The sequence below is a fragment of the Pedobacter sp. TM02 genome (assembly GCF_059705275.1).
Genome location: NZ_AP046530.1, coordinates 3083478 through 3097015 on the forward strand (window position 1 = coordinate 3083478; position 13538 = coordinate 3097015).

The following is a 13538-nucleotide window of genomic DNA, read 5'->3' on the forward strand; positions in this document are numbered from 1 at the left end:
TATGGAATTTTATTCCAGCCTTCATCATCTGCATATGAATAAATTTATACTGTTTTTCATTCATTTTGTATTCACTCAGGCTACATCTGCACAAACCAACCTCAATAGGGCGCAGCTTGACACGATCCACGTATCTGGCAGATTGATTGCGGGAGATGGCTCCAAACTCTCCAATATTATTATTGAAACCAGATCTCAAAGCCTCGGCAATTCTAATCTAAAATATACCACTGTCACAGATAGTTTAGGAAATTTTAAATTGAAGGGGGGCCAACCTATTGATACGCTTACTTTTTTTGCTTTAAATCAAGAACATACTTTTATAAATAATGGAAGCAGGTTTTTAAACATCACTATTTGGCCTGGTACGTTGAGATATCCTACTCCACAAGCCCTGATTATATCAGCAAAAAGAACAATCCAAAAGGAGAAAAGGGAATTTAAAACAGAAGATTTTGTAGACGGATGTCTTTACATCGCACAAGACCCATCTTATCCAGGCGGACCGTCTAAATTTGAAGAATATATTTACAAGAACTTAAAATATCCACCCAATGCTATAAAAAACAACATTGAGGGCACAGTAACCGTTCGATTTAGCATTGCAAAAGATGGTAGTTTATTATTTCCAAGCATCATCAATGGCTTGGGCTATGGTTGTGACGAGGCTGTGCTTGAAGTTTTGAAGAAAAGCAGAAAATGGAATCCGGGAATAAGAAACAGAAGACCTATTCATGTAATTTATCAGACAGACATTGTTTTTAAGCTAACTGATTAGCACCTTTCGTCTAAAAAATGAAGCCAGTGATCAAAAAACCACTGGCCTTGCAAACTAACCCCAAAAGAAAATAATAGTAGCCATTGCCCAAATGCTGTTGGCAAAAAAAGACCAATGGCGATACAAATGCGAGAGAACTAAAATGGCCTTTATTTGCTCCTTACGCCCAAAGGATCGGTTTGCACACTCTCTTTGCCTCTCGCATCGATAATGCTTAACGTATAGAAATAAGTTGTTTCTTTTTCTACGCTCTTATCTAAGAAATCTTTTTCGCTGGCGCTGAGCTCCTTAAGCAATTGTAATTCTCCATTTACCTTGCCTCTGTAAATTTTGACTTTGGTTAACGGTATGCCTAAAGGATTGTTCCAACTCAATGCGATTCCATCGGCTTGAGCCAAGGCAATGACGTTGTTGGGTGGCATCAGTTTTTGTGCGTTGTAATGCACGGTGGCCGCTTGGCTTAATGCGCCAAGATCTGCTCCTTCATTACCAATACCCTTGCATTGAATGGAATACGCATAATGGTGTCCTTCGGCCAGCGTACTGTCTACATATGAATTGGTTTCGGGCAATAAATCAGCTATTTTCTTTATTTCTCCGTAGCTTTCTTCATTTTCCAGCTTTTCGCTTCGGTAAACGATATAACCCGAAATATTGTTTTCTTTGGTCATGTCGTTCCAAAATACCAAGGCTTGTTCCTTGCTGAGCTGCGCCCTTACTTTCGCCGGAACCGGAATTTGTCCACTTAACATGACCGATGCCCTTTCACTTGGCCCACTGATTTCATAAGAAGTGTTAATGGTAGCTACGGTATAGGTATAAATTCCTGCTTTGAAGCTATTTTTAATGGTATCTTGATAAGCCAACAGCGAATCTTTACTCAGCAACAACCTTGACAGCTGCACGGGCTTACCATTATAGCCTTCGCTGCGATACACATAATATCCCCTGGCATCGCGGTCTACTTTTCTAAAGGCAAGCTTCACCACATTGCCATTGGCTGTTGCGGCTAAACCTTGTGGCGGCATTACCATTTTTTTGGGCGCTTTCATTAAGGCTTGTACCCTAATGCTGCCAACAGAGCTGCTATAGGGCCCTTGGGCCTGCAATCGATAGTAATAAGTAACCATAGGCTTAACCTTAATGTCGGTCCAGGTGGTGTCTTTTGCCGGAGCTGTTCCAACAAGCACGTACTCGCCGTCCCAGCTAAATGACTTGTAAATTTTTACGGCTGTGACATCGCCTGGATTGCTTAATTTCCATTGCAGTTCAATCGTTTTATCTTGATCTACGGCATGGGCTGTTACCCTTTTAAAAAAGCCGATATCATGTGCCCTCGAATTGTTGTAGATATATAAGGTATCTGATTTGTCGCCCTCGTTGCCCAGCTCATCAAAAGGGATGGCGATGTATTGATAAGCTATTTTATAGGCTGCTGTTTGATCGGTAACCCGTACCATCAGCGTATCTTGCTTTTTGGAGAAAATGGTAAAGGCTGGCACCTGTTCAAACTGGTTATAGCCGAACCTGCTTCTCAAAAGCCTAACGCCACCCAATTTTTCATCGCCGGGAAATACATAGGCAATCGACACGGCTTCATCTGCGGCTTCGTAACTAACTGGAGTAAGGTAATTAGGCAACTTGATGGGTTTATAATCAATTTTCAGGGTAACGGAATCCATACTCACCTCATCGCTGTTGCGTTTGTAGATACGGTATTCGTAAACACCGGGCTTGGCCGTGGTATCGAGATAGCCTACTCCAACCGCCGAAGCATACAAAGGCATTTCGTGGTAGGGCCTGATCGAATCGGTAAACAAGGCTCCTTCTGCCCTGCGCCACAGCACTTTCACTGCCGTATCAGACAATACCTGGCCCTGTCTCAAGATGGGATCAACCGTCATGAGCCTTGCTTTGAGCATGACACTTGAGCTGGGAAAATCTGTTTGTGCCAGCTCTTTCCAATAGCGTTCGCCTGCCGACCTGCGCGCAATAACATAACGAAAATTGACCGGCAGCTGATTGCCCAAGCTCAAATAAACCCCATTTTTGGCAGGTTTTGCCGATGGCTGCGCCGATACGGTTAGGGAAGCAAGGAAAAGAAACAAATAGACTAGGGTTTTCATACGTTATTTTTTAGGTGGAGGCGGACAATCTGGCAACTTGTCTCCAGATGAGAATTCTAATGAGTAGCCGTCTGTACCAAAGTGCAAACGCGCGGCTACATGCTTATCAATCTTGATGGAGGTGAATACGAGGCTTTGCTTTACATGCGCATCGAAACTGGCTTCGGCATTGGCGGCCAAGCTAAAAGCTCCCCCCGTATATTGCATCACTACCGAGCCTGTGGCATCAAAGCCACCCGACATGCTTGTACCGGTAATGGCCGACATCCCTGCGCGCAACCTGCCTGTGGCTCCAATAGAAGCCCCAACGGAAGTACTGCCACCAAACGAAGCCCAGATACTCAGCTCTGCGGCCGCCTTGGCTTCTACAAAACCAGAAACCAGCACAAAATCGAAATCTTTTTGATAATCGATCAAGCTACGGCCCGCGGTTAGGTAAAAACCTTTGAAATCGGTTTTGCGCATTTCGTAAAAACAATTGTTTTTATTGAGCTGAAAGGCCTGCAGGGCATTCCAGTTGGCTTGGGAAATGGCGAGGCCGTTATCGCTATAACTGTTGATCAGAAAGCCCACCGTATAACCTCCGCCCACTATCGGGATGGCCGTATTGAGCTTGCCACTGCCCAAGAAATAAAAACCTTTTGATTCCATCAGCATTTCTACGTTGCCTGCAAGTTTGTAAGCTCCAAAATCTTTTTCATCGAAATTGAGCGACCCTCTGAGGCTTCGCTTATTGAAATCGTACACCATTTTGAATTTGCCAAATTCGGTTTGGGAACCGGTTTGTATTTTATCGCCGTCTACCTGCACATCGCCATAAACATTAAAGGTCATTTGGTTATTTTGTAGGCCTTCCGATGCCGAAATAAGCTTACCGCTAAACGAAAGGATTGTCCAATCTTTATCTATTACCTTCATGCCGCCATTGGCAATCTGAAATTGCTGGTTTTTATCGGGGGTTAACGACAGCATCAAGTTGGCCGGCAAATCAACATGGTAGCCCTTGTTTTCGGCAAAGAAGGTAGCTTTCATCACTTCAAAGCTCGGATTAGGTTTTTCAACCACTTCGCCATCTATTTTTACCTGGGTTTTGGTGATATTAATGGCTTTGTTATTCGCCATGAAATGTACATAACCCTTGCCTTCGAATTCTGTATTGACATTGGTAAACGACAAACCAGCCTTTCCATAGCTCAAACCCACATTAAAAGGGGCCATTCTCGGCGCTTTGAGGTCAAGAGCTCCATTTACCTCAAAATAATCAGTTCCATTGGTGATGGTTGTAGGCGTAAAGGCCGCCATTGGATTGTCTAAGATATACTTCGGCGTGCTGATTGGCGCCAAGCTCAAGACGTTTTCGTTGTTGCTCAGCAATTGGATGTAGCTGATATCCAAATTGCCCAATCCATATAAGCCAATCAGTTTGGCGGCCGGTTGCGCCGTTGTGCCTGCAATGCTCAAGCGCCAGTGCGGGCTCATGTCGCTGCCTGTTTTCGTATCGTAAACCAGCACGGCCTTTTTATCGTCTATATTTTGGAGCGAGGCTACACCGCCACCCAAAGTGAATTTCTTCACATCGATGCTATCAATCGCCATCATGTCGCTGCGCAGGTTAAAGAACTTGATCGGAATATCGAGCTTATTAGTTTTGATAACCGAATTGGCAGAATAAATCCCTCCTTTTTTAGGATCAAAAGTCCAGTTGCTGACCACCAGCTTCCAATCTTCCAATTGCAGCTCTATCGGTGCTCCCGTACCTGGATAGACCTTGTCGTTATCGAGCACTACATCTTTAAGGTTAACCGTGAACTTGTTGGGTTTGGCATTGGCAATGGTACAATCGAGATTTACGTTAAGGTGTATCTTGCCATCGGTAGCCATGTAAGAATTCAGCGGATCTGCAGTAGCTCCAATTTCGATAAACTTGAATTTAATCGGGGCGCCCGCGGCATTGCTGATTTGGAAATTCTTTTTGGTCATCACGTAGAAAATCGGATAACCACTCTTGATCGAATTCAGGTAGAATTCGTCTGTAGAAACTGCCGTCATTCCGGCAATTTTGGTAGTTACCGAGTTATCGTTTACCTTATCGGCTAGGTAGAAATCCTGTCCGGCAGTAAAGTTGAGGTAAGAACCCGGATAATTGAATGAATTATCGATGATTTTGGCCAGGCCCAAAATTTCGCCCTTGCCAGCCCCATTCTTGGCAATGGTAAGCTCCTTGGTGCCACCCGCAGCCTTGCTCAGCAAAACATTATATCGGTCGAGATACTTGAGCGAGATATTGCTTACGCCCTCAATCGGTATTTCATTGTTTACCGGCAATAGTTTATCGCCCTCGGCTTTATAGCGAACATCCCTTACCCTCACCATGGCATCTTCCTGGTGAAGCTTAAATGGTGTGGCACCTTTGCTCAGGTCGATCAAACCCGTTACCAAGAACTCGTTGCCATTGAGGCCGGGTTTAAGCTCTTCAACCGAAAGCGGGAAGCCGTGCAAAGATTTAACCAAAGCTCCTTTGAGCGAAGTAAGCGCCAATACCGGTCCGTTTGCGCCGTTGGCCGTAGCCAGTTGCTTATTGCCAGTTACCGTAAAATTGGTATCCAAGGAGGCGATCACGTAGGCCTTTGAAGGATCAACCGGAATGCCCGTCAGCGTAAACTTGCCGTCTTTGCCTGAGCGGGCCTCAACCAAGGTAGCATTGCTGCTCAGCAAGCCCGCGTTATTGGCTTTGTATTCGAGGTAGACTTTGGCGTTGCCAACTGGTTTGCCGTCAAGCGTAACCATGCCTTTCACCGTGTAACCGGTTTTCATATTGACGTAATAATACATCGGATCCCTGGTTTCGGGATTGGTAACATTATATACCTGCGGAATCCAATTATCTTTTGGATTTCCGGTCAGGATGACGTTATAGTTATTAACCGATACGTTTTGGAAATTAAAATCGGCCCTTCCACTGCTATTGGTTACCTTTTTATAATCATCTACCTGCACGGTAATGTCGGGAACGGTTTTAATGCCGCCTTTGCCATCGGAGGTAGCCGTTACAAAATTCATGCGGTGGTTACGCGATACCACAAAGTCGTAAACTTTTTTGCCCAACACCACGGAAAGATCGGGATGGGCTTCAATCGTATCACGGAAGAAGGCCACATCAAGCGGAATAATTTCGAGTTTCTCGGGCGATTGTCCGGCAACAGTCGATTTGACGCTGATGGCATAACCGCCATCAGTACCGCTCAATACCATGGCTCCATTACTGGTGCGACGCACATAACTCTGCACGGCCATCGGCTTGCCACTTAACAAATTGAACAGATCCCTATTGGCTACCCAGCCTTTGGCCAATGCACCAAGCTCTAATGATATCGTCTCAGAATGCTGTACTCCTGTTGCTGAAGCTACGTTGATGTTTTTCTTGAAGTCTTTGTAGCCATTGGCCTTTGCTTCAAGCTTGGTAATTGGCATTGGCAGGTTCTTTTTGGTAGCGAGCACCTCAAAATAGCCATCTTTGTCGGTGGTGGCATGCCATTGGCCATTAAGCAATATTACGGCGTTCATTACAGGCAATGCACTTTGACCGGCCTCTAATACCCTGCCTGCGATACGAGATGGAAGCGGCTTAAGGCTTACGGCCTTTTCTACGTTAGCGCCATACATCCTGTCTACATAAGCAATATATGATTCATAGGTTTCGTTACCGGCATCTGGCCTGCTGGTTACCTGCATGTAATAATCGGTACCTGCCAAGAGCTGAGGTGCCGAAAACTTGCCATCGCTCTTGGTTTCGCCTTCCCAAAGCTTTTCAAACTCCTGATTGTAAATACCACTAGCAACAATATTGCCGCCCTGCATGTTTACGTTCCCAGTACTGTAGGTTTGTGGATTAACCAATTTTCCGGTTTTATAAAGGTTATTGCCTTCGCCCAATGGCATGTTTGGAAATTTCTGTTCCTTGGTACGGAATATGATTACTTTCATATTGCCCAGAGGTTTATCGCCAATGCCTTTGGCCAAAACCGTGAGGTTAGTTTCCCAAACCGGCGACGTAAATTCGCCACAGTCTTTAGCTTCGAAAGGCTGTACCACCAGCGGTTCCTTGGCATCGCGAAGATGGTAATTATCGGGTACTACCACAAATACACGTTCCAGAACGCCATAACCTTCTTTATTGTAAATCTCTTCATCATCCTGCGCTGGGCCTCCCTTTATCTGTCCAACACCTTTTACTGCGCCTTGTGTGGCCACATTGCTTCCTATCCCATTAACCTGATACTGCCCAAAAGTAGTACTGGAAGCTGTAAGGTTAAGGCCCGAGAGCTGTGCAGCCATGCCTAAATTTGCACCAATGGTCTTTTGTCCTTCTCCTGGCAAGGTTTTCATCGAGCCATACATATCAAGTGCCGATTGCCCCCAGTCTGGATCTTCCATTCCTTGTCCATATAAATCGAATAGGGTTTCCTTACTCGGTTTGGCAGGCTGTTTTTCCTGCTTTTTATTCCAGCTGTCAATCGGGTTTTTAGATCGGCTGATAAAGCCAGAACCCACATCGCCTTTATAGCCCAGGTTATCGATTTGCAAGGTAAAACGGCCAGTGGCATCGGTTGTACCCGAGCCCGCAATTACGCCTGCATCGCGGAATAGTACCAATTTGTCTTCGACATTGTTTTTGGTCGTTACAAAATAGTTTTCTTCTCCATTGTCGGCCACATTTGGCGTGATGTATTCAATCGAGCCATCACTGCCCCTAAAACGGTAAGCCACTTCGATGTGGAAATTTTGGTTGGCATATGCACGCTTGATGTTATCCTGATTTTTCTCCCATTTATAAGAAATACGTCCACTCACTACCGATTGTGGCGGCTTATTGGAAAGAATGACATACGTATCAGTAAATTCATGATAAGGAATATCTTGTTTTGGCAAAAACTTGATGGTTTTTTCTGTCGCCGTAAAGCCATCGCCCAAAGTGGCCTGGCTGGCATCGGCAATGTAATATTTACTCGTGCCGCCCGACTGCAGTTTAAACACATTCGTAGCCGCTGTTGCCAGTACATAATATTCGTCGCCTTCGTAAATATTGCACAGCAGTTTTTCGAATTTCACAAAAGATTTGGTTACACCGCTTACGGTTTCCAGCTGGGTTTTCCCTTCAGCAACCAGTACGTCTTTTTCTTTGGCAACCAGCCCCAGCCTGTCTACGTTTCCTTCGCCTGGAGGAATGTAGGTTTGCTTGCCCTTGCGGTAAAGCCGGATATTAACGCCTGCCTCATACTCGGTTGCCTTAACCTGATAAACCAAATTGCCTTTTTCGTCGTAGCCAAAGTCGTTTTGTGCGCTGCCGCCGGCTAGCCACGATTTACCCTGTTCGCTTACTTTAAAAACAGGAAATTCTTTTTGTACATAGAGCTTAAGGCCGTAGCCGTAAACACCTGCGAACTGTTTGCCCAAATCGACATAATTGGTATCTGATTTAAATTCGGGGATGGGGATTTTCTTAAGGCTCCTGCTGTCGTAATAGGCATTGGCAATGCTCATGGAAGCATCAAGTACCCAATTCTTATATTTTTCGGAAATGCCTACCGTTAGTTTTAAATTACCTTGCGCATCGGTTTCTGCACTACCTTCTACATAAGTGGTTCGGTTTCCCCTGTCTGATTTCATGGTAGCCGTAACCTTAACCGTAACCGGTGTTTTGGCCACCGCATATTCGCCCAGCTTGTTGGCAAAGCTATACTTGAGCTGGGTTTTTACTTGTACATAATATTTTTTCTCTATGTCGTGCCCTACCACAAAGGTAAAAGGCATCGCCTCTGATTTTTTAACTACCTTGCCCTCGGCATCTAGCCCTTGCACTTGTAGCGTATACTTTTGCTGATCGACAAAACCAAGTGCCAAAGCCTCTTTCTTCGACTTGATAAAATTGCTCAGCAACACGCCATTGGTTTCGTAAAGTGATGAGCTAAACAGCACCGGTGCTTCGTTAATGGCCGCGTTGGTTTTCATCACGATCAGGAAATAGCGCTTAATGCCTAAGGTCCGATACAGGTTGGTGTCGATGTTAACCCCTAGGGTTTTATTGTCGACTAAGCCTTTACCTGCCAATTTGCTAAGAGTCGCTCCTTCCAAACTACCTGCCTTGGCCAATATCCAACCGAAATTAAGCGGGTTTTTCTCGGTCACGGTGATGATGTTGTCTTTTTCGTTAGGGTTCACCACGTACAGCTTGTTGTTATCGATATTTTGTTGCGCTATTACCTGTGAGCCATAAGTAAATACGAATGCACCGCTCCTGCCGTCGTTTTTGAACAAGGTTTGCCCTGTAGGATCGATGGCCTGTACGCGCCAAGCGTATCTTTTGCCCACTTTTAAAGGCGGATCGAGCTGGCTTAACGTATAAGAGGTGGCAGTAAGCGTTTTATTGATAAGCGGAAAAGAAGTTGAATTCAATATTTGGTTGGGGTCTCCACCTGCCAAAGGCATTTCGGCCACTTGCAAAATGTACTGGGTAGTAGGTGGTGCATAGCCCGCGTTGATCCAGTTAAATACCATTACCTGTGGGTCAACGGTTTTTACACTGGCATTGGCCAGCGGATTAATGAGCACCGGTGCATCAGGATAGGCAATGCTAATGGTGGTACAACCGAGTGGTGCTGTTGCCGAAACCACTTGGTTGGTATTCATATCAACAGCTTGGATACAAAAAGTATAGTTGCCTTCGGGCAAGCGCGAGGTTTGTACCAGTTTTACCTTGTCGATGCCGTAAACATTAAGCGAATTAAGATCGAAAATATCCTTTAGGGCCAAACCATTGAGCTGTTTGGTTTCCCTGGGATTTAAAATGATGGGCTGTAAAGGCACATAAGTAGATTTGGTAGAGATTTTAATGCCATTATCGCCCTGTAACTGACCGGTAAGCTTTAGCTTGAGCTGGCTGGGAGATGTATTTTGGATGATAAGCAATACCTTACTGGCGTTTGGCCCAGAATAATCTGAGTAGTAAGGCGAATAAGGCGGAATGATGTTGACGGTAATATTTACAGCATTGGTTTGTGCATAAACTGTTCTGGCATTCCATAAAAACAGGAACAGCATCAAAACAGAAACCGCAAACCAAGGATTCCAATTTTTATTGTCGAACGAAGCGATATATTTTCTAAAACTGTTCATAGCTATTTTTTAAAAAGAGTGCACTAGGCCCAAATTCGTCCTGATTTCGTTGAATGACGGTAGCGTAACGTCTTTCGAATTGCTTTTAAGGTAGTTTACCTGCAGGTTGGCGGCATCGCGTTTACCTATGCGATAGGAGCCATTGAGGTTGGCACTGAATATATTGCCGGCATTCTGGTTATTATTGCGTTGCAGCTGATAGCTGAGCGAAGCATTGAGCCCCAGCTTACCGTTATTAACCGCTTGGGTTACACCTAAAGTAGGGCCATAAAAAACCGTACGGCCGAAAGCTACATCGGCCACCGTGTAATTGATATTGGCATTGGCAGCAAAGCTCTTCTTGGGTAGTCCAAACTGGTAAGAAAAATTAACCGCCTTACTGTTCGACTTGCTATTTGGTGCGGTGTATTCGTTCAAATCGATCAGCGACTGGATATTGCCGACCAAAATAAAACCGTGCGTCATGCTTTCCTGATTGATATTATACCGGAGCACCGTATTCAGGTTGTGGTTGGTACGGGCTACCCGCAGCATATCGATAATGGGATTGAGGCCACGATCTTGCGTAATCCCATAATTGGTGTAACGTACATCAATTCCATAATTTGTTTTATTGAAAGATGCGTTGATGCTGCCTATTTTTCGGTTAGAGCGATAGGCTTTATCATGCAGGATATTGTCGTTCTGCATGCCGAAACTTCCGTTCACCTGCAATTGGCCTTTAATCAGCTTCAACATGCCTTCAAGGGTATAGTTTTGTACATCTGTTTCGAAATAATACGCACCCATGCTCTTATAATCTGGGTCTACCCTGCGATACATCAGCTTTACGCCATAGTTTTGGGCATTATAGCCGATGCTGGTCTGTGCTGCAGTGAGCAATTGCGTGGAGGCATTCAGCGTAATCAGTTTTTTAATGAACCCTATTTTATCAAGCTTCAGATTCTGCACGGTATCCGACAGTACATTGCGCGTATAAACGCTACCCGAAGCATCCATTTCGACTACAAAATGCTTAAGGAAACTAAACCTGGAAGAAAAGCCCAGTACCATATTTTCGGAAGGGCTCAGCTCAACCGAAGGCTGCGTGTTCAAAGAATTGACATGGTCTTTGGCATCCAGAAAAATAAGATCAAAATGGTTGCGTTCTGTACCTACACCTAGCTTTACGCTATAGCCTGTTCTTTTGTAAGCTGGCTGCTGTGCAAGGGCCAAAGGCTGATTGGGATCGGCCTCAATGGCTTTATTAAAGCGGCCATAGATAAATCCCAACCTTAACTTGCCAGGATTTAATTCTACGCCGCCCCCTAAAAAGTTATGTCCAGCCAAGGTGAAAGGCGAAAACTCCAAACTTCGCCAGCCAGCATGAAAGGTGGCCCATTTGTAGGTTGGACTAATGCCATATTGGTTAAAGGGCTGGGTATAGCTGCGCTGCTGGTCGCTAACTACAACCGAAAACGGAAAAGCTACGCCATAAAGCGAGAGCGTTGGCGCACCACTCAAAAGATAGGAAAACTCGCGTTGCCTGGCGGGAATGCCATTTACATGATAGGTACCGATGCCCAAACCGAAAGATCCGGTCAATGCAAACGGCTTTTGTTTAGCTATCGTTCCCAAATCTTGGGCGAGCAGCTTATCTGGCAAGGCCAATAGACCAAAAGCAACAGCAATGGGCAACACTAATCTTTTCATCATTAGTTTTTTAAATGGTTAAGAATCGTTGCTCCGCTATTTCAGTTTTACAAAATCGCTTTCCTTTAGGTTAAGCCGCTGCATGACTTGCTGCATCGGTATTGCACTTACATTATTGCCCAAAAAGCCTGTTGTACTTGCTGGAGCCACTACAATGCGTACTTTATCAAACTCGAGCAAAACATCGCTCATATTGCTTCGGCTGGCAAAGACCCTTACTGCTGCACTGGTTGGGCCGACCGTTAAATTGTACGAGTAATATTGAGGCAGACCGGTATCGAAATTGGTAAAGGAAAGCTGCATCCATTTTTTCTGCAGATCAACGGTTTTAATGCGAACATAAACCAAGGTACTGCCCGATTGTGCGGCCACCGCTGCCAACATGGGCAAATTGAATACCGAAGTGGTATCATTAAAGGTGGTATGCCTATCCATTCTCATCTTGAAGTTAAGCCCATCAAATCCGTTGAATTTAGAGATCCAATCGAAAGTACTGGCTTCGGTAGTTTCGAAAGCCATTACACTACCCGTACCATCGGCTCCTTTAAGCGAAGTACCACTGCCCCACAAGCCGCTTGCCTTAGGGCCATACATTATATAGGTAATCACATCCAAATAAAAATCGCCATCAACGCCCAAACCGTTATCGGGCACTCCCCTGCCACTTAACACCGTATTTCCGTTGGTGCCATTCGTACCATTTGTTCCGTTTGTACCATTAGTTCCCTTCAATGAAGTGCCCGTACCCCAGCCCGATGCCGTTTTAGGGCCATATAGCATAACGGTGTATTTACCGATAAAGAAATCGCCAATTTTACCCAGCGTTGGGTCTGGAAAATAGTCGCCACCATAAATAACCGTGCCATCCGCTCCAGCCGGTCCCATGGGGCCTTGGGCTCCGTCGGCGCCACGCAAAAGAATAGGAACGCCCCAACCGTTGCCATCTTTAGGCCCGTAAAGGAGGTAGTTGGTTTTATCCAAATAATAATCGCCCAAATTTCCAATTCCACCAACAGGGGCACCATTACCACTTAAAGTGGTGCTGCCATTAGCTCCGTTGGTACCATTGGTACCACGCAGTACGGTTGCTGTTCCCCAACCAGCCGTGGTTTTGGGTCCATAAAGATTACCCGAATTCTTATCTAAATAATAATCGCCATTAATGCCTATGGTATTAGATGGAACCCCTGTGCCACTATAAATGATACTGCCATCTTTACCTGCTGCGCCTGCCGGGCCTTGGGTACCATCAGCACCGCGCAACAAAATAGGCGCACCCCAGCCACTTGCTGTTTTGGGGCCATATAATAAATAATTGGTTTTATCCAAATAATAATCGCCCACCACTCCTGCCGAGCCCGATGGTGTACCATTGCCGCTTAAAGTGGTGCTGCCATTGGTTCCGTTGGTTCCGGCTGCCCCCATCAAAGTAATGGGTGTACCCCAGCCTGTTGCGGTTTTTGGACCATATAAATTTCCTGCCGAACGGTCAAGGTAATAATCGCCCGTCGTGCCCAAGGTGCCTGCAGGCGCACCTGTGCCGCTGTAGATGACACTGCCGTCTTTGCCAGCTGCACCAACAGCTCCTGCTGTACCAGTTGCTCCTTGAGGGCCAGCCGGACCTTCTGGCCCCGTTAAACCCGACTCGGAACATCCGAGCAAAATGCCAATCAAACAAATCAGTAAGAAAAAGTAATTGTTCTTCATATCGGTTCCTTTATTGAAAATTTAATGCCTTAACAAGTTAACCGAAATCATAAGTCCTAAAA

The 13538-nt window shown here is 45.3% G+C and carries 5 protein-coding genes; 1 reads left to right on the plus strand and 4 read right to left on the minus strand.

What is annotated here, in order from left to right; all coding sequences use genetic code 11:
• Position 1 precedes the first annotated feature (1 nt).
• Positions 2-778: an energy transducer TonB gene (locus tag AC6H1S_RS13125; protein ID WP_497563905.1), complete on the plus strand. Its 777-nt coding sequence runs from the start codon at positions 2-4 to the stop codon at positions 776-778.
• A 149-nt stretch (positions 779-927) separates the two neighbouring features.
• Here the strand turns inward: AC6H1S_RS13125 and AC6H1S_RS13130 are convergent, their stop codons facing one another.
• Genes AC6H1S_RS13130 through AC6H1S_RS13145 form a run of 4 tightly spaced genes read right to left on the minus strand, consistent with a single transcriptional unit; the run spans position 928 to position 13476 of the window.
• The gene (locus AC6H1S_RS13130) at positions 928-2904 is read right to left on the minus strand and encodes a fibronectin type III domain-containing protein (RefSeq protein ID WP_497563906.1); all 1977 of its coding nucleotides are present in this window, start codon (positions 2902-2904) and stop codon (positions 928-930) included.
• Positions 2905-2907: 3 nt separating this feature from the next.
• Positions 2908-10077 (minus strand): hypothetical protein, encoded by a 7170-nt coding sequence (locus AC6H1S_RS13135; RefSeq protein WP_497563907.1) that lies wholly within the window; start codon positions 10075-10077, stop codon positions 2908-2910.
• Positions 10078-10086: 9 nt separating this feature from the next.
• A complete protein-coding gene (locus tag AC6H1S_RS13140; protein WP_497563908.1) occupies positions 10087-11772 on the minus strand; it encodes a hypothetical protein in 1686 nt (561 codons plus the stop codon).
• 33 nt (positions 11773-11805) lie between these two features.
• Positions 11806-13476 carry a collagen-like domain-containing protein gene (locus tag AC6H1S_RS13145; RefSeq protein WP_199140846.1) on the minus strand — a complete coding sequence of 557 codons (1671 nt, stop codon included), beginning with the start codon at positions 13474-13476 and terminating at the stop codon, positions 11806-11808.
• Between the last annotated feature and the right edge of the window lie 62 nt (positions 13477-13538).

Excerpts from the sequence above, each read along its gene's own strand:
- AC6H1S_RS13135 (WP_497563907.1), bottom strand. The coding sequence starts at position 10,077 with ATGAACAGTTTTAGAAAATATATCGCTTCGTTCGACAATAAAAATTGG.
- AC6H1S_RS13130 (WP_497563906.1), bottom strand. The coding sequence starts at position 2,904 with ATGAAAACCCTAGTCTATTTGTTTCTTTTCCTTGCTTCCCTAACCGTA.
- AC6H1S_RS13145 (WP_199140846.1), bottom strand. The coding sequence starts at position 13,476 with ATGAAGAACAATTACTTTTTCTTACTGATTTGTTTGATTGGCATTTTG.
- AC6H1S_RS13125 (WP_497563905.1), top strand. The coding sequence starts at position 2 with ATGGAATTTTATTCCAGCCTTCATCATCTGCATATGAATAAATTTATA.
- AC6H1S_RS13140 (WP_497563908.1), bottom strand. The coding sequence starts at position 11,772 with ATGATGAAAAGATTAGTGTTGCCCATTGCTGTTGCTTTTGGTCTATTG.